Source organism: Paenibacillus sp. P13VS (genome assembly GCF_015143645.1).
GTDB lineage: Bacteria > Bacillota > Bacilli > Paenibacillales > Paenibacillaceae > Paenibacillus > Paenibacillus xylanilyticus_A.
The window spans coordinates 12472-31720 of the sequence record NZ_WYEV01000017.1 but is presented as its reverse complement, the minus strand read 5'-3'; the positions used below and the strand labels follow the sequence as shown (position 1 = coordinate 31720).

Here is a 19249-nt window from a genome sequence, read left to right as displayed (position 1 = left end):
CTTTAAAGTGATGGAGTAGATACGATGAATTTTAGTAAGTCAAACCTGGAGCAAGACAATACTGGCAAAGGTGAGCGCTTCTCACGCGCCGGGTTTATCCTAGCCGCCATCGGTAGTTCCGTTGGTCTGGGTAACATGTGGAAATTCCCTTATATTACGGGGGAAAATGGAGGAGCTGCGTTTTTCCTGCTCTTCATCGTCTGTCTATTGCTGATTGGTCTGCCCGTTCTGCTTGCAGAGCTTGCCATCGGACGCAGTGGCAGAGGCAGCGCCGCTACGGCATTTATCAAGGCTGGTGGACATAAGGGCTGGCTTGCTGCAGGATTACTGCAAGTACTGACACCGTTTATCATCCTTTCCTTCTACGTTATTATTGCAGGCTGGACGCTGCAGTACGCTGTGACCTCTTTTAGCGGTACATTGTTTGATAATCCGGATTATGCCGGGCAGTTTGGTTCCTTTGTAGGCGGATACCTGCCGATTATGTGGCAGCTGATTTCCGTTTTGATTACAGGCTGGATTGTAGCCAAAGGGATTTCCAACGGAATTGAGAAATTCAACAAGGTGCTAATTCCAGCGATGCTGGTTCTGCTCATTATCCTGATGATTCGGGCAGTGACTCTGCCTGGAGCGGGTGCGGGAGTTTCCTTTTTCCTGAATCCCGATTTCTCGCAGCTTACAACTGAATCAGCACTGGTTGCGCTTGGACATGCCTTTTTCTCCCTGTCGCTCGGGATGGGTATCCTGGTGACTTACGGTTCCTATGTAGATAAAAATCAATCGCTGGGTGCGGCAACTGTCGCTGTCGGTGCGGGTGACCTGATCTATGCATTTATTGCCGGTCTGATCATCTTCCCAACGACATTTTCGTTTGGTATTGCACCGGACCAAGGACCTTCGCTTATTTTCATAGCTCTTCCAGCAGCGTTCTCGGCTATGCCGCTAGGATTCCTGTTTGGTGGATTATTCTTCATCCTGCTGGCAATCGCAGCACTGACATCGGCCGTATCCTTGCTTGAGGTTCCGGTGAAATACTTCATGGAACGCTTGTCCTGGAGCAGAAGCCGTGCTGTATGGGTGATCTCGCTGGCTGTTTTCATCGTTGGCCTGCCTTCTGTATTGTCTCTAGGCTTGCTGCCTGAATGGACGATTGGTTCGAAGAGTGTGTTCGACTGGATGGACTTTGTAGCGTCCAACATTCTGCTGCCTATCGGCGGATTGCTTGTAACGATCTTTGCGGGTTACTTCTGGAAAAAGGCTGCAGAGGCTTCAGGCCTGAATGCAGGCTGGTTCCGGATCTGGTTGTTCATGCTGCGTTATGTGGCACCCATTCTCGTCATTCTCGTGCTGCTGCACACATCCGGTATCATACACTTCTAACCATGAAGACCGGGTAAGAGGAAACGATGTGCATTGTGCAGATTTGCCATAGCTAAAACCTCTTGGAAGAAATGCAAAAGCCCTTGTGTTCCCTCGATAATTTTGGGACAATACAGAGTAGAGGTTTTTTGGTAGGACCGATAAGCCATATGCTTTTTGCGAAAAGAGGACTATACAATGAACAAATCATCCATTTATGGATTAACATTAGAGCAACTTCGTTCCTGGCTGCCGGAGCATGGGCAGAAGAAATCCCGTGCTTCCCGGATCTGGGAATGGTTATATCAAGAGCGAGCACATGATTTTTCCGAGATGAACGATGTGCGTCAGGAATGTCTGGATGTTCTCTCTGAACACTTCACGATGAACTCGATGAGTGAACACGTGAAGCAGGAGTCGGCAGACGGTACGGTGAAGTTTCTGCTGCGGATGCAGGACGGCAACCTGATTGAGACGGTATTGATGCGTCAAAAATACGGTCTTACCGTCTGTGTAACGACACAAGTGGGCTGTAATATTGGCTGCAGCTTCTGTGCAAGCGGATTGATTAAGAAAAGCCGTGACCTGTCCGCAGGAGAAATTGTGGAACAGATCATGCATGTACAGCGGCACCTGGATGCAGCGGGTCAAGGCGAGCGAGTAACCAACGTTGTCGTGATGGGGATTGGTGAACCGTTTGATAATTTCGAGAACATGAGTAATTTCATTGAAGTGATCAAGGATCGTAAGGGCCTGGCCCTTGCTGCCAAGCGTATCACCGTATCCACAAGTGGACTGCCTGACAAGATTAAGGAATTTGCAGACAGCAGTCTGCAGGTTAATCTGGCGATCTCCTTGCATGCACCGAATAACGAACTGCGTACACACATCATGAAGATCAACCGGGCCTTCCCGATTGAACAGCTGATGGATGCAGTGGATTATTATTTGGCTACCACGAACAAACGCATCATGTTTGAATATATTTTGCTTCGGGATGTTAACGATCAACGGGAGCATGCAGCCGAGCTGGCTGAACTGTTGTCCAGCCGTAAGAGCATGGTCAGCGTCAATCTCATTCCATACAATCCGGTTGATGAGCATAGTCAATATCAGCGGAGTACGGAAGAATCGATTCTGGGCTTCTATGACACACTTAAGAAAAATAACATCAACTCCACGGTACGTATGGAGCACGGTACCGACATCGATGCTGCCTGCGGTCAACTGCGCAGTAAACAGATGAAAAATAATGCCGCTGAATCAAAGCCAGACCGTCTGGCTATGGGGTAATCGTCCCCTTGAGATGATTGGTGCGGCATCGTTATAGTGCACGTAGGCAAAACGCCTCCGTATCTCACTGAAAAAGTGAGTACAGAGGCGTTTTTTAATATCTATTTGAGCTGTTTGGTCATTAACAGATGGGGAATGCCATCTTCCATAAACACATCGGAGGCAGCGGCATAGCCAAGACGTTCATAGAACCCGGAAGCTTGAACCTGCGCATGCAGTTTGGCCTTCTCCAGCCCTTGATCCAGAGCCATTTGCTCCAGTTTATCGATCAGCACCCGGCCGAGGCCATGTTTGCGGTAATCCATCATCACACAGATCCGTTCCAGCTTGGCGACATTCTCCACAATACGCAATCTGGAGGAAGCGGCAGGTACGCCGTCCACGTAGAGGAGAATATGACGGGCTTCAGTGCCGAGCGCATCGTAGGCGTCGAATTCCTCTTCTGCAGAAACTCCTTGCTCTTCTACAAAGATCGCGGTACGAATGGCGAAGCAGGCATCGAGCAGTTCCTGATTATCAACTTCTACAATAGTGGTATTCATGAATGTTTCTCCTTTGGCCGATAGTAATGTCATTCTGGCATGGTAAACTGATACAAAAGCAAAATGGGATCCTCAAAAGAAGCAAAATATCATCGTTCACTTTTAAGATGAGTTAATTTTAGTTATATCACTAATTATGTTGCGAATGCAACAAAATGATAAGAGGGTGTGCGTACAATGACTGAGAAAAAAGAAGTGCTGCGCGAGATCGGCATGATCGCACGTTGTTTGGATTCCATCAGCAATGTTGAATTTCAACATTTGAACCTCTCTCGTGGACAGTATTTGTATCTGTATCGCATATGCGAGAACCCTGGCATCATTCCTAACCAGCTGGCCGAGATGATTAAAGTGGACCGTACCACGGCAGCCAGAGCGATCAGCAAGTTGGAAGCAGACGGGTTTATCGTCAAGAAGTCAGCATTGGGTAATAAAAAGAACAAGCAATTATATCCAACAGAGGCCGGACTGGATGCCTGGGCTTTTATTCAAAAAGAGGGAGTGCACTCCGACCAGGTTACGCTGGAAGGACTGACAGAGGAAGAGATTGAGCTGGCGGTCAGCCTTCTACGGCGGATGCGCCATAATATCGAAGTTGATTGGAAGTTTGTCAAAAAAGGCGGCCGCCGGGCCTACATGAACGAGTCCGAATGAGCAGAGCCCCTATCCTTGATCCTTACATCCCAGACCATAGCCGAGCTTATTTCAAGGAAAAGAACCAACATTCCACTGGATTAATCGCACAGGAGGCAATCATGAAGAGCATCAAGCGTAGAAGACTGACGTGGCTGGTGGCACTATCCGTTATTGCAGTCAGTATTATAGCCTGGTCGTTTCTGTACATGAAGGAGAGGTTTGTGATGAACGCGGTGTCCCCGACGGTGGCATTTGTCCAGAACCATATGACCAATCCGAATGGCACGCTGGCTTCCTATTTGCAGGATGCTGCTTCAGAGCAGGCGGACATTGTTGCCGGCAGGGAGGCGTTGTCAGAGTCACTTGGTTTGTGGATGCAATATGCGGTGGCCAAGAACGATCAGTCTTTGTTTGAACAGAGCTATGAACTGCTGACGACTTATTTTCTGATGCCTCAGAAGTATATTGCCTGGAAACTGGACAAGGAAGGCAAGGCCCACGTAACGACGAATGCACTTGGTGATGATTTTCGAATTATAGACGCATTATTGAAGGCTGCGGATCAATGGGAACAGGGCAGAGATGCGAAGTTGACCACGGCTGCCGAGATTTCCCGTACCTTGAGCCAATCCGTACAGAATGAAGGATACTTTGTCGATTTTCATGACTTTGCAGGAGGGTATTCCCCGGATACGTTGAGCTTGGTATATGTGGACTTGCCGGCTCTCGAGCAGTTGGAAAAACACGAGATGCTGCAGCCTGGGACCTACGCCAAGTATGAGAATTTGCTTCAAAACATGCCCGATGACGGAGTGTTCTATCCCAAAACATTCAACGTTGTGAGCCAGCAGTTTACATATGATGACAAGGTGAATATGATCGATCAGCTCATCGTAGCGAACCACTTAGTCCAGACCAGCCGGAAACCGGACAAGCTGATTTCTTTTTTAAAAAAGGAATTCAAAACCCGCCATCAGCTGCCCGGACAGTATGTCCGTAATAATCGTGCACCTGCGGTAACCTATGAATCGCCTTCCGTATATGGACTCGCCATCTTGCTTGCCGTGCGCACCGGTGATCCAAAATGGGCCAAACTGCTGTATAACCATATGATCACAATGCGTGGTCAGGATGGGGCTTATCCGGGAGGATATGTGTTTGATGGGAACACCCATATGTTTGATAATCTGTTCCCTTTGCTTGGAGAGACAGAATTACAGAAGTTTCTTAAAAAGTAATGGATTTGTAATCTTATTTGGGTATAGATATGGTAGGATACCATTGTCTAATGATGTCATAAATTGGCGGATTACTAGAAGACATAACTTAAACCATCGGAGAGAAGGAAACTATGAGAAACAAAGCACCTATCCAACGTATCGCATGGGGATATGCCAGTCTGATTGGATTAGCTGTTATTCAGCAGCTCGTCATCTATCTCAAAATCTACATGAATCAGAGTTTTACCACGCTTGTTGTCATATTCAGCATTGTGTCGCTTGGCGCGCTGGTCCTTGGTTTTGTGATACCTGTCGGAGTGTCTGTTGTTGCCGGGTTTGTATACCTGGTTTCTTATTTTGTATGGCTTGTGACCTACGCGAACGTGGATGTACTGACGTTCTCATGGTGGCTGCTGATTCCGGCCAATGTGGCGGTGGCTGCCTTCATTAAAGCCAGTCTGGTTCGAAGCGCACGTGTGATGGAGCGGCTGCAGGAACTGCAGGATCGCAATCCCGAGCTGGATCTGGACACCACCCTCGGCAATAAGGAGGCCCTTGCAGATACGGTTATCAAGCAGAGTAACCTGGCAAGAAGATACTCGGAGCAGTATGGGTTCAGCATGGCTATGTTCAAGATTGAATTTCTGCCGCTGGTCCTTGAATCACTCGGATCCGTTCGGTATGCACAGTTCCTGCTTGAGCTGTCGAACACCATTCAGAAGCAAATTCGGTTCGAAGATTATAAGTTTTTTGTAGACCGGGGACGGTTCGTCATTCTCTGTCCGATGACCAATGTGGAATATTTGCCTGTGCTCACAGCACGGATCAAAAAGGCCATGATGGATCTGCAATTTATCGATAAAAAGGGAAACGAGCTGCAGACGGTTATTCGCTCCGGGGCACTTGTTTTCCAGAAGGAACAGTTCAGTAAGTACGAGGATATCGATGCTGTTATAGCTGCGCTTGAACGGAACACAGAGACAGATCTCATTGGAGAGTACATCTAGATGCAGAGGGAGGCATAGTCCGGTGAATTATTTAACATGGTTTGTTCCGCTCTGTATTATCGTCAGCAGCTTCTTCACGATTACCATACTTATCTTAACCGTCGCCACACTGCGTTTTCGAGGGAAAATCAACAGGAAATATGATCGGAGGAAGTTGAATGGCTGATTTCCTGCTGCTGATGTCCATTCTTAGTATCTGGATATCGGTCACTGAATCTATTGTCATTATGGCCGGGGCTATTCGATTCATCAATAAACAAGAGAAAAAGGGAATTCAAATCCCGGAGAACATGGATGACTATCCAACGGTAACGGTTATGGTGCCTGCACATAATGAAGGTGTAGTTATCGTTTCCACGGTGGAGCATATTCTGCGTCTGAACTATCCCAAACATAAAGTTCAGGTCATCGTCATCGCAGATAATTGCACGGATGATACAGCTGAACGGCTTAAGGAGCTCAAGGCAAAGAGTAGCTATGCAGACCGGGATTTCACGATTCTGGAGCGGAAAGGCACTGGAGGGAAATCCGGTGCACTGAATGATGGTCTCGAACTTGCCTGGGGCGAATGGATCTGCATTTATGATGCAGATGCGGCACCTGAACGAAATGCATTAATGTTTCTGACACAGAAAGCGCTGGAGAACCCTGAGAAGCACGGTGCTGTATTTGGACGTAATAAGGCTCGTAACCGGGGTCAGAATTTTCTCTCCCGCTGCATTAATCTGGAGCTTGTAACCGTTCAGCGGGTTCACCACACCGGGCTATGGGAGTTATTCAAGCTCGGGACGATTCCAGGCACCAACTATATCATTAAGGCCAATCTGATTCGTGAAATTGGTGGATGGGATCCCGACGCCATTACAGAAGATACGGCAGTTTCGTTTGATATCCTTACCCGTGGTCAGCTTATTGCACTAGCGCCGCAAGCGGAAGCCTATCAACAGGAGCCGGAGCAGCTGAAAGTGTATATGAAACAGCGCCAGCGCTGGTCCAAGGGAAACTATCAGGTCGTTATTGATAATATTAAGCATCTGTTCGACCGTACAAGCTGGAGAATTAAACTCCATGTCTTGTACTATGCTGCGAGTTATTTCTGGTTTATGATCGCCATTATTGTTTCGGATATTATCTTTGTTTCTAACCTTGTATACCAAGTTATCGCACTGTTTAATCCCAACGTTATTTCTCCATTTCAATTCTCCGGAGACGTATACGTATATCTAGTTATCGCTTGGGCACTTATGTATTACATCTATGTACTGCAAATTAATCTGGCGCTTTCCGCCGATATTGGACAGAGCAATACCCAAAACTTCATTGTGGCTTGCCTTTCCTACTTCACATATGCCCAGCTGTTTCTGGTTATCTCTGTTAAGGCATTTGTCTCTCTCATTGGGGACAAGCTGTTCCGCAGAGAAACCAAATGGTATAAAACGCAGCGATTCGGCTGAGTTCATTGATGGTAAAACAAAGGCTGTTTCTGACCTGTTCAGAGGCAGTCTTTTTTTATGGAAGAGCACGTGCACAATAGGTATTATCTTTCGAACAATGGAAACGGAAGGCTGCGCAGACAACGAATTCCGCTGTTTTTGTTCCACTCGGCAAGCAAATAACACACAGCATGCTGTGGATAGATGGAATAACCTGAAGCAGCCAAAAAACCTATCCACATGTGGATAAGTTTTTTGGCTTTTTAAGTACTCAGGCTGTGTGCAGAGGAGCTGTTTATTTAACGGCTGCTCTCACATAGACACGATCTCCATGTCGGTCCACATCTACAGGGGCTTCAAAAAAGATGCTCAACACTTCGGTGTTCATCACCTCAGAGGTTAGCCCGCTGCTCACAACCTCACCTCGCCGAAGCAGGAGACTATGACTGAACACGGGCAGAATCTCTTCGGTATGGTGGGTCACGTAGATCAGGGAAGGAGAGTCTGGTCTCTGCGATAATTCGCTGATACTCTCCAGCAACCGCTCACGGGAGAACAGATCAAGCCCATTGCAGGGCTCGTCCAAAATAAGAATGCGCGGATTCGCCATGAGGGCTCTGGCAATAAGAAGCTTCTGCTTCTCGCCCTGGGAGCAGGTTCGATATTCGCGATCCCACAAGTGCTGACAGCCAAGAGTGGTCATCAGTTCCCGGGCTTGATCCAGATCCTCATCGGATAGCTTGTCATATAGACCAATCGTGGCATGCTTGCCGCTAATGACGACATATTGAGTCCGATCCGTCCCATGTAATTTCTCCTGGAGGGAAGAACTGACCCAACCAATGGTTTTGCGCAGTTCACGCAGGTCGACCTCTCCATACGGATGTCCAAGCACCGAAATCGAGCCTTCGGTAGGCCAGAGGTAACCGGTGATCATGTTAAGCAGCGTGGTCTTGCCGGAGCCATTCAGGCCGAGCAGCGCCCAGTGTTCTCCATCATTAACCCGCCAGCTGACATCGTTCAGCAGGGTGATCGGTCCCCTTTTCCAAGTCACGTGTTGTACATCAATAATCATGTCGTATTCCTTCCTTCTGTTTTCCGCTTGTATATCCTATTTGTATTGTAGTCACAGATATTTTGATATTGTCAAGCCACGTGGACTCTGCTAAGATGGGACAAATTTGTTGTAAACGCATTCAATACGAAGTGTACGGACGCTAAAAATAAGGAGGCCGTTGGTCATGAAAGAGTCGATATCCAAGGATAAGAACGCCCGCACATATACGGTTTCACTCGATGGGAGCGGCGATTTTCCCACCATCCAGGCTGCAATCGACGCCATACCGGAACCTTGTACCGAGACATTCATTATTCGTATTAAGCAAGGTGTGTATGTTGAGAAGCTGCACATGGAGAAACCATGGATTCATCTCATCGGTGAGGGAGCAGAGCAGACCATTGTTACATATGACGACTATGCCCTCAAGTCGTTCCCTAACGGGGAGCCCTATCATACATTTCATTCGTATTCAGCCTTCATTGGTGCGGATGACTTCACTGCAGAGGGGCTTTCCTTCGTAAACTCAGCGGGTCCCGGCAAGGATGTTGGGCAGGCTCTTGCCGTATATGTGGATGGGGACCGGGCCGCTTTTCGCAAATGTCGGTTTATCGGACATCAGGATACGATTTTCACCGGGCCGCTTCCGGAACAGCCATTAGATCGGAGCTTCTTCGGTGGTCCCCGAGAAGGGGCAGAAAGGCGGAAGCTGCGCCAATATTATGAAGACTGTTATATCGAGGGCGATATCGATTTTATTTTTGGTTCGGCTACAGCTGTATTTAAGGGTTGTGAGATTTTTGCGAAGAAACGCGCGTTTGATGACCCTACTGCCTCTGCAGAGGCAGTTCATGGCTGGATCACTGCAGCTTCTACACCGGAAGATGTCCGGTACGGCTATGTGTTCATTGACTGTTCCCTGACCAGCGATGCACCCCCGCAATCCGTATACCTCGGCAGGCCGTGGAGAAATCACGCCAAAGTATGCTTCCTGCATTGCTGGATGGGTGCTCATGTGAAGCAGGAGGGCTGGCACAACTGGAACAAACCTGATGCAGAGGCCAGCGTGGTGTTCGCCGAATATAACAGCAGGGGCCCGGGAGCAGGGAGCGGGGCAGGACGCGTGCCGTGGGCAACCATTTTGAATGAGCAGCAGGCCGGGGAATATTCATTATCTCGCGTGTTATCCGGAGAGGATGAATGGCAGCCCTTTGGCTGAAGCTTAACAATTCCTAGTTCCTCAGGGGCAACGTTATACTGCCTGCTGCGGGAGCTTTATACAAGGCTGTCTTTCAAGTCCGTTAGGGGCTTGGCAGACAGTCTTTTTTTTGCGTCATATTCAATTTTCGCCCTCCAAAAGAATAATTTATCCCTTATCTCATTTGCAGTTTACTGATTAAATACAGATGAGGATCTGTAAATTTCCTGTAAAATTTGGATGTCATTAATCTTAAACGTAAATGGACGGCAGATCCGATGTCGAAGAGAGAGGGGGAGTTGCAAACGTAAATATGGATCACGAATTAAATTCCTATCGCCGCAGATCACATGCCAGTGCACAGAGAAGCTTTTGCAAGGTGAAAACAAGCTGAGTACAGGAGGGATTTTGCTTGAATCAAGCTGTTCGAGTCCGCCCGGTTATCATAGTCGCTTTGGCATTTCTTCTGATCATTTCGTGGTTTGCACCAAGAGCAGACGCCGCTGCCCAGTGGCAGGCCGGCACCGCATACAAGAAAGGAGACCTCGTAACATATCAAAACAAAAATTATGAATGCATTCAGTCCCATACGGCTTTGAACGGCTGGGAGCCTCCTCTGGTTCCTGCACTATGGACCTATGTTGGAGATGGTCCCGGGGAGGGAGGAGAGACACCTGTTCCGGATACAACCCCACCCTCCATTCCTGCAGGCTTAACCTCATCCTCGATCACGGCAACCTCAGTTCAGCTTACCTGGAATGCATCCACGGATAGTGTGGGGGTTACCGGATACGACGTTTACCAAAATGGGGCTCTCGTGAAGAGCACCTCAGCTGTAACAACGACAATAAGTGGGCTAACTAGCGGCACAGCTTATGTTTTTACAGTAAAAGCAAAAGATGCTGCAGGCAATGTGTCTGCTGCAAGCAATCCACTTAGTGTAACGACTTCCACGGGAACTCCGAATCCGGGGCCAATCGGTAACAAATGGCTGATCGGCTACTGGCACAACTTCGATAATGGCTCTACCAATATCAGACTTCGCAACGTGTCCACAGCTTACGACATCATTAATGTTTCCTTTGCCGAGCCGGTTTCGCACGGCAGCGGCACGCTCGCTTTTACTCCATATAACGCAACGACAGCCGAGTTCAAATCGGATATTGCATATCTTCAGAGTCAGGGAAAAAAAGTACTGCTGTCCATGGGAGGAGCCAATGGAACGATTGAGCTTACCGATGCAAGCAAGAGGCAGCAGTTCGAGGAGTCACTGAAATCCATTATTTCAACATACGGTTTCAATGGTCTGGATATCGACCTGGAAGGAAGCTCCCTCTCCCTGAATGCAGGGGATACCGATTTCCGTAATCCGACGACACCCAAGATCGTTAATCTCATCCAGGGTGTCAAGGCGGTCAAGTCACACTTTGGCAGTGAGTTCATACTTACAGCAGCACCGGAGACGGCCTATGTCCAAGGTGGTTATCTGTCCTATGGCGGTCCCTGGGGAGCATATCTGCCGGTGATTCATGCCTTGCGTAACGACCTGACGCTGCTCCATGTGCAGCACTACAACAGTGGCTCCATGGTCGGGCTGGACGGACGCTCCTACGCTCAGGGCACAGCAGATTTCCATGTAGCCATGGCCGAGATGCTGCTTCAGGGCTTTCAAGTAGGTGGAAGCTCGGGTTCATTCTTCAGTCCGTTGCGTCCGGATCAGATTGCGATCGGTGTACCGGCATCCCAGCAGGCAGCCGGTGGGGGCTATACATCACCTGCAGAACTGCAGAAGGCACTGAATTATTTGATCAAGGGTGTATCCTACGGCGGTTCTTATACCTTGCGCCAACCCACGGGGTATCCGGGCCTTAAGGGCATTATGACCTGGTCCATTAACTGGGATGCATATACGAACCTTCAATTTTCAAACGCACATCGTTCGTATCTGAACGGGCTCAGCACGCAAACGACGAAGGAGGTTGTGTACTAATGTCATATAAAGCCAAACACATGGGTTTCAAAAAAGTCGGTAAGGTTCTCCTCGGTGTGGTCCTGCTCTTATCAGTCATCATCCCTTCATTTACACTTCAATCTCGAACGGCCGAAGCAGCAGATGCCTATAAAATTGTCGGTTACTATCCTGCCTGGGCGGCATACGGACGAAACTACAATGTGACGGATATTGATCCCACCAAGGTGACGCATATCAACTATGCCTTTGCTGATATTTGCTGGAACGGCATTCATGGAAATCCAGACCCTTCGGGCCCCAATCCGGTGACTTGGAGCTGCCAGAATGAGAAGAGCCAGACAATTAACGTACCGAATGGAACGATTGTTCTGGGAGACCCCTGGATCGACACAGGTAAACAATTTGCAGGGGACACATGGGATCAGCCCTATGCAGGGAATATCAATCAGCTCAACAAGCTGAAGCAGGTCAATCCGAATCTGAAAACAATCATCTCCATTGGAGGATGGACGTGGTCCAACCGTTTCTCCGATGTAGCCGCAACATCAGCTACCCGTGAGGTCTTTGCCAACTCTGCAGTCGATTTCCTGCGGAAATACAACTTTGACGGGGTGGATCTTGACTGGGAATACCCGGTATCAGGCGGGCTGGATGGTAACAGCAAGCGTCCAGAAGATAAGCAAAATTATACCCTTCTCCTAAGCAAAATCCGCGAGAAGCTGGATGCGGCAGAAGCCGTTGACGGCAAAGAGTACCTGCTTACGATTGCAAGCGGAGCATCTCCAACCTATGCTGCCAATACGGAGCTTGCGAACATCGCTTCCATCGTTGACTGGATTAACATCATGACCTACGATTTTAACGGAGCCTGGCAGAAAATCAGTGCACACAATGCACCGCTGAATGCGGATCCTGCCGCTGCAAGTGCAGGGGTACCAGATAGCAATACTTTTAATGTGGCTGCCGGAGCACAAGGACATCTGAATGCAGGAGTACCGGCTGCCAAGCTGGTGCTGGGTGTTCCATTTTACGGTCGAGGCTGGGATGGATGTGCACAGGCGAATAACGGCCAGTATCAAACGTGTTCGGGTGGTTCTTCTATAGGAACTTGGGAGGCAGGCTCCTTTGACTTTTACGATCTGGAAGCGAACTACATTAATAAGAATGGATACACACGCTATTGGAACGACACAGCCAAAGTGCCGTTTCTCTATAACGCCTCCAACAAGCGCTTCATCAGCTATGACGATGCGGAGTCCATTGGACACAAAACCGCATATATCAAGAGCAAAGGGCTTGGCGGAGCGATGTTCTGGGAGCTCAGTGGGGACCGCAACAAGACACTCCAAAACAAGTTGAAATCGGATCTGTCAACCGGGGGTACAGTGCCTCCTGCGGATACGACGGCACCGAGTGTACCGGGTAACGCCCGTTCGACAGGAGTAACTACAAGCTCCGTAACATTGGCCTGGAATGCTTCGACGGATAACGTTGGCGTTACCGGTTATAACGTCTACAATGGCACTAGCCTAGTGACTTCCGTTACTGGAACAACCGCAACAATTAGCGGGCTTGCACCAGGTACTTCCTATACCTTTACGGTAAAAGCAAAGGATGCCGCAGGCAATCTATCCGCAGCTAGTAATAGCGTTACAGTAAGCACTACGGTTCAGCCGGGGGGAGATACCCAAGCACCAACCGTGCCGACCAACCTCACATCAACTGCCAAAACCTCATCTACGATCACCCTTAGCTGGGCAGCCTCCACGGACAACGTTGGTGTAACCGGATATGAGGTATACAACGGAACTGCTTTGGTAACAACCGTTAGTGGAACAACTGCAACTGTTACGGGTCTAACGGCAGACACCTCTTATACGTTTACAGTAAAAGCGAAGGATGCGGCAGGCAACCTGTCTGCTGCGAGCAGTGCCTTGACGGTGAAAACCGAAGTGGGTACGACGAATCCCGGCGTCTCCGCTTGGCAGGCAAATACGGCTTATGTCGTAGGGCAGCTGGTTACGTATAATGGAAAAACGTATAAATGCCTGCAATCCCATACCTCCTTACCGGGGTGGGAGCCTTCCAATGTGGCTGCATTGTGGCAGCTTCAACCGTAACATACCTGTAAAGGAGGATGCTCCTGAGGAACTCAGGAGTGTCCTCTATGTGATAAGGCTTTTCCTTGAGAAGGATTGCAAACCAAAACACACAAAAGCCCCCACCCCCCGCATATGCGAGGGAATGGAGGCTTTTTGCTTCATTCAAATCAGAAATCAAAGTTGTCCGGGTCTGGTCCAACACGAACATCTTCGTTGAGGGCGCTGATTCGATCCATCTCATCGTTGGACAATTCAAAGTCGAAGATGGAAGAGTTCTCAATGATCCGATTTTCCTTAGTGGACTTCGGAATGGTGATGACACCGTTTTGCAGATCCCAGCGCAGGATGACTTGTGCCACGGATTTGCCTTTGGCAGAAGCAATCTCGGTAAGCACCGGGTTGTCCAGCAGTTGACCTTGCATCAGCGGGGACCAGGCTTCAAGCTGAATACCATGTTTCTCACAGAAGGCTTTCAGTTCAACCTGAGTAAGGCGAGGATGGTACTCGACTTGGTTAACCATCGGTTTCACTTTGGCATCCTGCATCAGGTCTTCAAGGTGATGGATCTGGAAGTTGCTTACTCCAATCGCTTTGATACGTCCTGCAGCATAGAGCTCTTCCATCGCTTTCCATGCACCTTTGTATTTGCCCGCTTTTGGCCAGTGAATCAGGTACAGATCCAGATATTCCAGACCGAGCTTGTTCAAAGTTGTATCGAAGGCTGCAAGAGTTTCTTCATATCCAAGGTCTGCAGTCCAGGCTTTGGAAGTGACAAACAGTTCTTCGCGCTTCAGGTTGTTTTCTTTCAACGCTTCGGCAATCGCCTGTCCAACACCGGATTCGTTACCGTATATAGCGGCAGTATCAATGCTGCGGTATCCATGCTGAATTGCTTTTTTGACCGCTTCGATCAATTCTGCGCCTTCTTCTACCTTAAATACGCCTAGTCCAAACCAAGGCATTTGAACGCCGTTATGCAAAGCTACTGTGGATTGTAAGTGTTGTGCTGTCATGTGATGACCTCCTAAGTGTGTTCGTAATTCACAGAAAGTAACTCTCAAAATTGTTCAATCTGATCCCCCAAAATTAAATGAGAGTAGATTAAATAGGGTCCAACATACTATAATACTATACCATGCAAAACCGGTTCCTTTAAATAAGGGCTTCATGAGTTGCCGAGCGTGATCAGTCTGAGAATTCTATTTTTTTGGTGCAGTCTGTTCTTATATCAAATGCTTATGCAACTGATGATCTGCGTTCAAGTACTCTGGCCCATCCTGTAAGAAGAACGGCGGCAAGAACCATTATTGCACCAACCCAAGTCGTATGCACGAGCCCAATGGAGTCGGTAATGACCCCGCCCAGGTATGCGCCTATGGCAATACCCGCATTAAAGGCAGCGATGTTGAAGGCAGAAGCCACATCCTTAGCCTGTGGCGCATAGCGTTCTGCGAGCGTGACGACATACATCTGAAGTCCGGGTACATTCATGAAGGCAAGGAGACCCATGCCGAGAATGGTGAGCAGTGCTGCCAGCTTGAACGGTACGGTAAAGTACAGTATGCCCAGAATGATCGTCTGAACGATAAACATATAAAATAATGCCTTCAGCGGATCACGGTTGGCGGCTTTGCCCCCAATGATATTGCCAATTGCAATGGCGATTCCGTATAACAACAGAATGGCTGCCACGGTTTTCTCGGAATATCCGCTGATATCATGCAGAAGCGGAGACAGGTACGTGAAAACGACGAATGTACCTCCATAACCGACCGCTGTAATCGCAAACGCCAGCAGCAGCCTCCCTCCCGTTACAAGCTTCAATTGGTCACGGAATGCTGTGCGTGTTCCGCGCTGCAGCGTGGAAGGAACAAGTACCATATTACCAATTAGGGCAATGATACCGACAATAACAATGAGAATAAAAGCAGCACGCCAGCCTAAATGTTGACCGATCAGCGTACCCAGAGGCACCCCGGTCACGGTAGCGATGGTCAGGCCCGAGAACATAATCGCAATGGCACTGGCCCGGCGGTTTGCTGGCACGAGGTCAGCCGCAATAGTGGAACCGATGGACATAAACACCCCATGTGACAGGGCTGAAATAATCCGGGCTATAAGCAGCATGGTGATGCCACTGGATAGCGCGGCCATCGTATTGCCTGCAATGAAAACAACCATGATGGCCATCAACAGTGTCTTGCGTGACACGGTTGAAGTTAATGAGGTCAGGATGGGCGCCCCGAAGGTTACACCGAGCGCATATAAAGTAACGGTCAGTCCCGCTGTAGTTACGGAAATGCCCAGGTCACCCGCAATGAGTGGCAGCAGTCCAACACTGATAAACTCAGTGGTGCCGATGGCAAACGCACTAATGGCCAGTGCGAGCAGGGCCCAGGTGCTGCGTTTTGAATCTTGTACCATGTTTCTTGTTCAACTCCCCGAATGTAGATTTACGTACCGGCAAATGCTATTATGAATTATTCGATACAAAATGAATAGTACGTACTTTTTAGTACCATACGTACTTTTTGGTGCCTATATAGATAAGCTTGGCAAGTTCATCAGATGATTAGGGAGGAAGCATATAATGAACAGAAAAAAATACAATATCTCGGTCGAGGCTACGCTTGAAGTGATCGGCGGCAAGTGGAAGTGTGTTATTCTCTGTCATCTCACGCATGGCAAAAAACGTACCAGTGATCTTAAGCGTATTATGCCCGCCATTACCCAAAAGATGTTAACCCAGCAGCTTCGGGAGCTGGAGGACGACGGCATCGTGAACCGGATCGTCTATAATCAGGTCCCGCCCAAGGTAGAGTATGAGCTCAGTGAATATGGCTGGAGTCTGGAGCCGATTCTGAATGCTCTATGCAATTGGGGAGAGCAGCACATCGTGAAGGAGTACGGAGACAAATCAGCGATGCTCGAGGACAATGGATTGAACCATTTTGATTCGGATGAGAACAAGGAGCTGATCAAGCAATGAATTACGAAATTTTGCATGAAGGTGCTTTTGCCATGCTCAAGGTTCGTTTGCAGCGCGGAGAGCGATTCAAGGCTGAGAGCGGCGCCATGGTATCCATGACACCGACGGTTCAGCTAAAGGGGTCTGCGGAGGGTGGCATGTTTGCCGGAATTGGAAGAATGATCAGCGGGGAGAAGTTTTTCTTTCAAGAGTTAACCGCTGCCGGAGGGCCTGCAGAGATTTTGCTGTCACCTTCCACCATGGGCGGTGTGGAGGCTGTTGAACTGGATGGCTCTTATTCCCTTTATGTGCAGAAGGATGGCTTTTTGGCGGGGACCGAAGGCATCCAGGTTAATAGTAAAATGCAAAACCTGAAGAAGGGCCTCTTCTCGGGAGAGGGTTTCTTCATTATTGAGATCAGCGGAAGAGGCACGGTATTCCTGTCTTCTTATGGTGCAATTCATGCGATTCACCTGGCCGCGGGAGAAGAAGTCATTGTGGATAACGCGCACTTGGTTGCCTGGCCTCAATATATGGAGTATCATATCGAAAAAGCATCGCAGGGCTGGTTATCCAGTGTAACCAGTGGTGAAGGACTGGTATGCCGATTCAGAGGCGAGGGCACAGTCCTGATCCAGAGCCGCAATCCGCAGGGATTCGGACAATGGGTGAAGCAGTTCATCCCTTCCCGCTGACAACAAGTCAGCTATCCGATTATCTCTACAATACACGGCATACAACAAGTCCCAAGGCATCAGTGATGGAGGAATAAATGAGATGAGTTCACAGTATAAAAACGCACATGAAAGTCCAGGACACCTGCTGTGGCAGGTTACAACGATGTGGCAGAAGGAAGTGCGCAGGGTGCTTGATCCCTTGGGATTAACCCCGCCGCAATTTGTACTTCTGCATGGCTGCTTATGGCTGAATGAGAGAGATACGGAAGGGAAAGGCGTAACGCAGGTTCAGCTTGCGAATTTTGCCAACGTGGATGTGAATGTGACCTCTCAGGTTCTTCGAGCGCTTGAAAAGCGGGGGTTAATCCTTCGCAGTCGCCATCAGACCGACACCCGTGCGAACATTATTACTACATCGCCGGAAGGCACGGAACTGGCCAATCGGGGAATTCAGTTGGTTGAAGAGGCTGACAGACAATTCTTTGACCTGGTAAGCGATCATAAGGAAGAGTATATGGACATTATGCGGGAGCTTATCAAAAATAAATCGGAATAATCGCTGTATGGTAACCCACATTTATTGAACTCATAGATGATATACCTATCGAAGCAACGTAAGATAAGCTGGCGCCTGGCCTTCTATATACAAACATTGAAAACCTCCCCGACCATGAGCCGGGGAGGTTTTTTTAATAGCTTCTATTCGAGCCGGTACGAGGCGAACGGCTCACCATGACGGAACGAGTCACTGAGTTGATCCAGCTCTGTGATCATGTCTGGCGTAAGCTCCAGGCTTAAACTAGCCAGGTTATGCTCCAGCTGCTCGGTACGTGTGGCGCCGACGATGACTGTCGAAACGGCTGGACGAGCCAGCAGCCAGGCGAGCGACAGAACACTTGGAGAGCAGCCGTATTCTGCTGCTTTCTCGCTTACCTGCTCTCCTAATCTGACATTGTGCTCGAGCAGGAACCGGTTGAAGGATGGATCCGTATCCGCTCGGGAGCCCGAAGGAATGCCTGCTTGTCCATTATATTTGCCAGTCAGAATGCCGCCCGCAAGTGGGAAATAGGGGATGATTCCGACGCCTTGGTCCAGACACATGGGGACAAGTTCCAGCTCTGGCGTGCGGTCTGCCAGGGAGTAGCTGGTTTGAGTGGAAATATAGCGTACATGACCTTTCATTTCACTGATGCCAAGAGCTTTCATGAGTTCCCAGGCCGCATAGTTGGAGGCCCCGATATAGCGAACTTTACCGGAGGACACCATATCGTCCAGCGTTCGCAAGGTTTCCTCCAGCGGAGTGTGCGGATCAAACGTGTGGATCTGATACAGATCCACATAGTCCGTCTGCAGACGCCGGAGGCTCTGTTCCAGTTCTTGCTGCAAATGATAGCGGGAGGAACCCCGCCCATGCGGACCATCATGCCGGGGAAGTCCGGCCTTGGTTGCAAGCACAGTGTTTTCCCTACGACCCTGCAGGGCCTCTCCAATAATCCGTTCCGATTCGGTTCCGGCGTAGATGTTGGCGGTATCGATAAAGTTGATTCCCTGATCCAGTGCTGCATGAATAATGCGGGTTGAAGCCGCGTCATCTGCACGTTTACCAAAAGCATTCGTACCGAGACCAAGTGCCGATACACGCAAGCCGCTGCTGCCCAAACGTCGATATTCCATTCATCATCGCTCCTTCTGTGTCAGTTCTTGTATAGCAGATTATAACGTAATCTATTGAAAACGTGTTATTAATATAGTTAAATGATTCTAAGAACCCGTTATTAAAGGAGA

The 19249-nt window shown here is 48.9% G+C and carries 19 protein-coding genes; 13 read left to right on the top strand and 6 right to left on the bottom strand.

Annotation, left to right across the window (positions count from 1 at the left end):
* The first annotated feature begins 24 nt into the window (after positions 1 to 24).
* Entirely contained in the window at positions 25 to 1380 is a 1356-nt protein-coding gene (locus tag GUA98_RS26855; RefSeq protein ID WP_193724967.1) for a sodium-dependent transporter, read from the top strand.
* A gap of 177 nt (positions 1381 to 1557) precedes the next feature.
* On the top strand, positions 1558 to 2652 hold the full coding sequence (gene rlmN, locus GUA98_RS26850; protein ID WP_193724966.1) for a 23S rRNA (adenine(2503)-C(2))-methyltransferase RlmN: 1095 nt from the start codon (positions 1558 to 1560) through the stop codon (positions 2650 to 2652).
* 101 nt (positions 2653 to 2753) lie between these two features.
* Here rlmN and GUA98_RS26845 read toward each other — a convergent pair whose 3' ends face one another.
* On the bottom strand, positions 2754 to 3194 hold the full coding sequence (locus GUA98_RS26845; RefSeq protein ID WP_153980396.1) for a GNAT family N-acetyltransferase: 441 nt from the start codon (positions 3192 to 3194) through the stop codon (positions 2754 to 2756).
* A 177-nt stretch (positions 3195 to 3371) separates the two neighbouring features.
* On the opposite strand from GUA98_RS26845, the gene GUA98_RS26840 reads away from it, so the two are divergent.
* The 5 genes from GUA98_RS26840 to GUA98_RS26820 all read left to right on the top strand — a co-directional run bounded on the left by GUA98_RS26840 (position 3372) and on the right by GUA98_RS26820 (position 7511).
* The gene (locus GUA98_RS26840; protein WP_095290726.1) at positions 3372 to 3848 is read left to right on the top strand and encodes a MarR family winged helix-turn-helix transcriptional regulator; all 477 of its coding nucleotides are present in this window, start codon (positions 3372 to 3374) and stop codon (positions 3846 to 3848) included.
* Positions 3849 to 3949: 101 nt separating this feature from the next.
* Entirely contained in the window at positions 3950 to 5068 is a 1119-nt protein-coding gene (locus GUA98_RS26835) for a glycosyl hydrolase family 8 (RefSeq protein WP_153980395.1), read from the top strand.
* 113 nt (positions 5069 to 5181) lie between these two features.
* A complete protein-coding gene (locus GUA98_RS26830; protein WP_193724965.1) occupies positions 5182 to 6057 on the top strand; it encodes a diguanylate cyclase domain-containing protein in 876 nt (291 codons plus the stop codon).
* 22 nt (positions 6058 to 6079) lie between these two features.
* Complete coding sequence (locus GUA98_RS26825; RefSeq protein WP_167301716.1) at positions 6080 to 6223, top strand: hypothetical protein; 144 nt, start codon at positions 6080 to 6082, stop codon at positions 6221 to 6223.
* Positions 6216 to 7511: a glycosyltransferase family 2 protein gene (locus GUA98_RS26820; RefSeq protein WP_193724964.1), complete on the top strand. Its 1296-nt coding sequence runs from the start codon at positions 6216 to 6218 to the stop codon at positions 7509 to 7511. The genes GUA98_RS26825 and GUA98_RS26820 overlap by 8 nt, the downstream gene beginning before the upstream one ends.
* Positions 7512 to 7594: 83 nt before the next feature.
* On the opposite strand, the gene GUA98_RS29850 is transcribed toward GUA98_RS26820, so the two are convergent.
* Positions 7595 to 7732 carry a hypothetical protein gene (locus tag GUA98_RS29850; protein ID WP_227780153.1) on the bottom strand — a complete coding sequence of 46 codons (138 nt, stop codon included), beginning with the start codon at positions 7730 to 7732 and terminating at the stop codon, positions 7595 to 7597.
* A gap of 53 nt (positions 7733 to 7785) precedes the next feature.
* Positions 7786 to 8565 (bottom strand): ABC transporter ATP-binding protein, encoded by a 780-nt coding sequence (locus GUA98_RS26815; RefSeq protein ID WP_153980393.1) that lies wholly within the window; start codon positions 8563 to 8565, stop codon positions 7786 to 7788.
* Positions 8566 to 8731: 166 nt separating this feature from the next.
* Between GUA98_RS26815 and GUA98_RS26810 the strand changes: the two genes are divergently transcribed.
* From GUA98_RS26810 to GUA98_RS26800, 3 genes are all read left to right on the top strand, one after another.
* On the top strand, positions 8732 to 9766 hold the full coding sequence (locus GUA98_RS26810) for a pectinesterase family protein (RefSeq protein ID WP_193724963.1): 1035 nt from the start codon (positions 8732 to 8734) through the stop codon (positions 9764 to 9766).
* Between the two features lie 391 nt (positions 9767 to 10157).
* Positions 10158 to 11735, top strand: coding sequence for a chitinase (locus tag GUA98_RS26805; RefSeq protein ID WP_193724962.1), 1578 nt, complete (start codon positions 10158 to 10160; stop codon positions 11733 to 11735).
* The gene (locus GUA98_RS26800; RefSeq protein ID WP_193724961.1) at positions 11735 to 13837 is read left to right on the top strand and encodes a glycosyl hydrolase family 18 protein; all 2103 of its coding nucleotides are present in this window, start codon (positions 11735 to 11737) and stop codon (positions 13835 to 13837) included. The genes GUA98_RS26805 and GUA98_RS26800 overlap by 1 nt, the downstream gene beginning before the upstream one ends.
* A gap of 149 nt (positions 13838 to 13986) precedes the next feature.
* On the opposite strand, the gene GUA98_RS26795 is transcribed toward GUA98_RS26800, so the two are convergent.
* Together GUA98_RS26795 and GUA98_RS26790 are read right to left on the bottom strand one after the other, a co-directional pair.
* Positions 13987 to 14832: an aldo/keto reductase gene (locus GUA98_RS26795; RefSeq protein ID WP_095290736.1), complete on the bottom strand. Its 846-nt coding sequence runs from the start codon at positions 14830 to 14832 to the stop codon at positions 13987 to 13989.
* A 223-nt stretch (positions 14833 to 15055) separates the two neighbouring features.
* The gene (locus GUA98_RS26790) at positions 15056 to 16243 is read right to left on the bottom strand and encodes an MFS transporter (RefSeq protein ID WP_153980389.1); all 1188 of its coding nucleotides are present in this window, start codon (positions 16241 to 16243) and stop codon (positions 15056 to 15058) included.
* Between the two features lie 166 nt (positions 16244 to 16409).
* Between GUA98_RS26790 and GUA98_RS26785 the strand changes: the two genes are divergently transcribed.
* From GUA98_RS26785 to GUA98_RS26775, 3 genes are all read left to right on the top strand, one after another.
* Positions 16410 to 16808, top strand: coding sequence for a winged helix-turn-helix transcriptional regulator (locus tag GUA98_RS26785; protein ID WP_095290738.1), 399 nt, complete (start codon positions 16410 to 16412; stop codon positions 16806 to 16808).
* Positions 16805 to 17482, top strand: coding sequence for a TIGR00266 family protein (locus GUA98_RS26780; RefSeq protein ID WP_153980388.1), 678 nt, complete (start codon positions 16805 to 16807; stop codon positions 17480 to 17482). Before GUA98_RS26785 ends, GUA98_RS26780 begins: the two co-directional genes overlap by 4 nt.
* Positions 17483 to 17564: 82 nt before the next feature.
* Positions 17565 to 18020: a MarR family winged helix-turn-helix transcriptional regulator gene (locus GUA98_RS26775; RefSeq protein ID WP_193724960.1), complete on the top strand. Its 456-nt coding sequence runs from the start codon at positions 17565 to 17567 to the stop codon at positions 18018 to 18020.
* Between the two features lie 143 nt (positions 18021 to 18163).
* Here GUA98_RS26775 and GUA98_RS26770 read toward each other — a convergent pair whose 3' ends face one another.
* The gene (locus GUA98_RS26770; RefSeq protein ID WP_193724959.1) at positions 18164 to 19138 is read right to left on the bottom strand and encodes an aldo/keto reductase; all 975 of its coding nucleotides are present in this window, start codon (positions 19136 to 19138) and stop codon (positions 18164 to 18166) included.
* Positions 19139 to 19249 lie beyond the last annotated feature (111 nt).

Bases quoted from the DNA above. Each gene is read 5' to 3' on its own strand.
- GUA98_RS26790 (WP_153980389.1), bottom strand. From the start codon at position 16,243: ATGGTACAAGATTCAAAACGCAGCACCTGGGCCCTGCTCGCACTGGCC.
- GUA98_RS26795 (WP_095290736.1), bottom strand. From the start codon at position 14,832: ATGACAGCACAACACTTACAATCCACAGTAGCTTTGCATAACGGCGTT.
- GUA98_RS26800 (WP_193724961.1), top strand. From the start codon at position 11,735: ATGTCATATAAAGCCAAACACATGGGTTTCAAAAAAGTCGGTAAGGTT.
- GUA98_RS26815 (WP_153980393.1), bottom strand. From the start codon at position 8,565: ATGATTATTGATGTACAACACGTGACTTGGAAAAGGGGACCGATCACC.
- GUA98_RS26780 (WP_153980388.1), top strand. From the start codon at position 16,805: ATGAATTACGAAATTTTGCATGAAGGTGCTTTTGCCATGCTCAAGGTT.
- GUA98_RS26855 (WP_193724967.1), top strand. From the start codon at position 25: ATGAATTTTAGTAAGTCAAACCTGGAGCAAGACAATACTGGCAAAGGT.
- GUA98_RS26785 (WP_095290738.1), top strand. From the start codon at position 16,410: ATGAACAGAAAAAAATACAATATCTCGGTCGAGGCTACGCTTGAAGTG.
- GUA98_RS26840 (WP_095290726.1), top strand. From the start codon at position 3,372: ATGACTGAGAAAAAAGAAGTGCTGCGCGAGATCGGCATGATCGCACGT.
- rlmN (WP_193724966.1), top strand. From the start codon at position 1,558: ATGAACAAATCATCCATTTATGGATTAACATTAGAGCAACTTCGTTCC.
- GUA98_RS26820 (WP_193724964.1), top strand. From the start codon at position 6,216: ATGGCTGATTTCCTGCTGCTGATGTCCATTCTTAGTATCTGGATATCG.
- GUA98_RS26830 (WP_193724965.1), top strand. From the start codon at position 5,182: ATGAGAAACAAAGCACCTATCCAACGTATCGCATGGGGATATGCCAGT.
- GUA98_RS26770 (WP_193724959.1), bottom strand. From the start codon at position 19,138: ATGGAATATCGACGTTTGGGCAGCAGCGGCTTGCGTGTATCGGCACTT.
- GUA98_RS26775 (WP_193724960.1), top strand. From the start codon at position 17,565: ATGAGTTCACAGTATAAAAACGCACATGAAAGTCCAGGACACCTGCTG.
- GUA98_RS29850 (WP_227780153.1), bottom strand. From the start codon at position 7,732: ATGTGGATAGGTTTTTTGGCTGCTTCAGGTTATTCCATCTATCCACAG.
- GUA98_RS26845 (WP_153980396.1), bottom strand. From the start codon at position 3,194: ATGAATACCACTATTGTAGAAGTTGATAATCAGGAACTGCTCGATGCC.
- GUA98_RS26835 (WP_153980395.1), top strand. From the start codon at position 3,950: ATGAAGAGCATCAAGCGTAGAAGACTGACGTGGCTGGTGGCACTATCC.
- GUA98_RS26810 (WP_193724963.1), top strand. From the start codon at position 8,732: ATGAAAGAGTCGATATCCAAGGATAAGAACGCCCGCACATATACGGTT.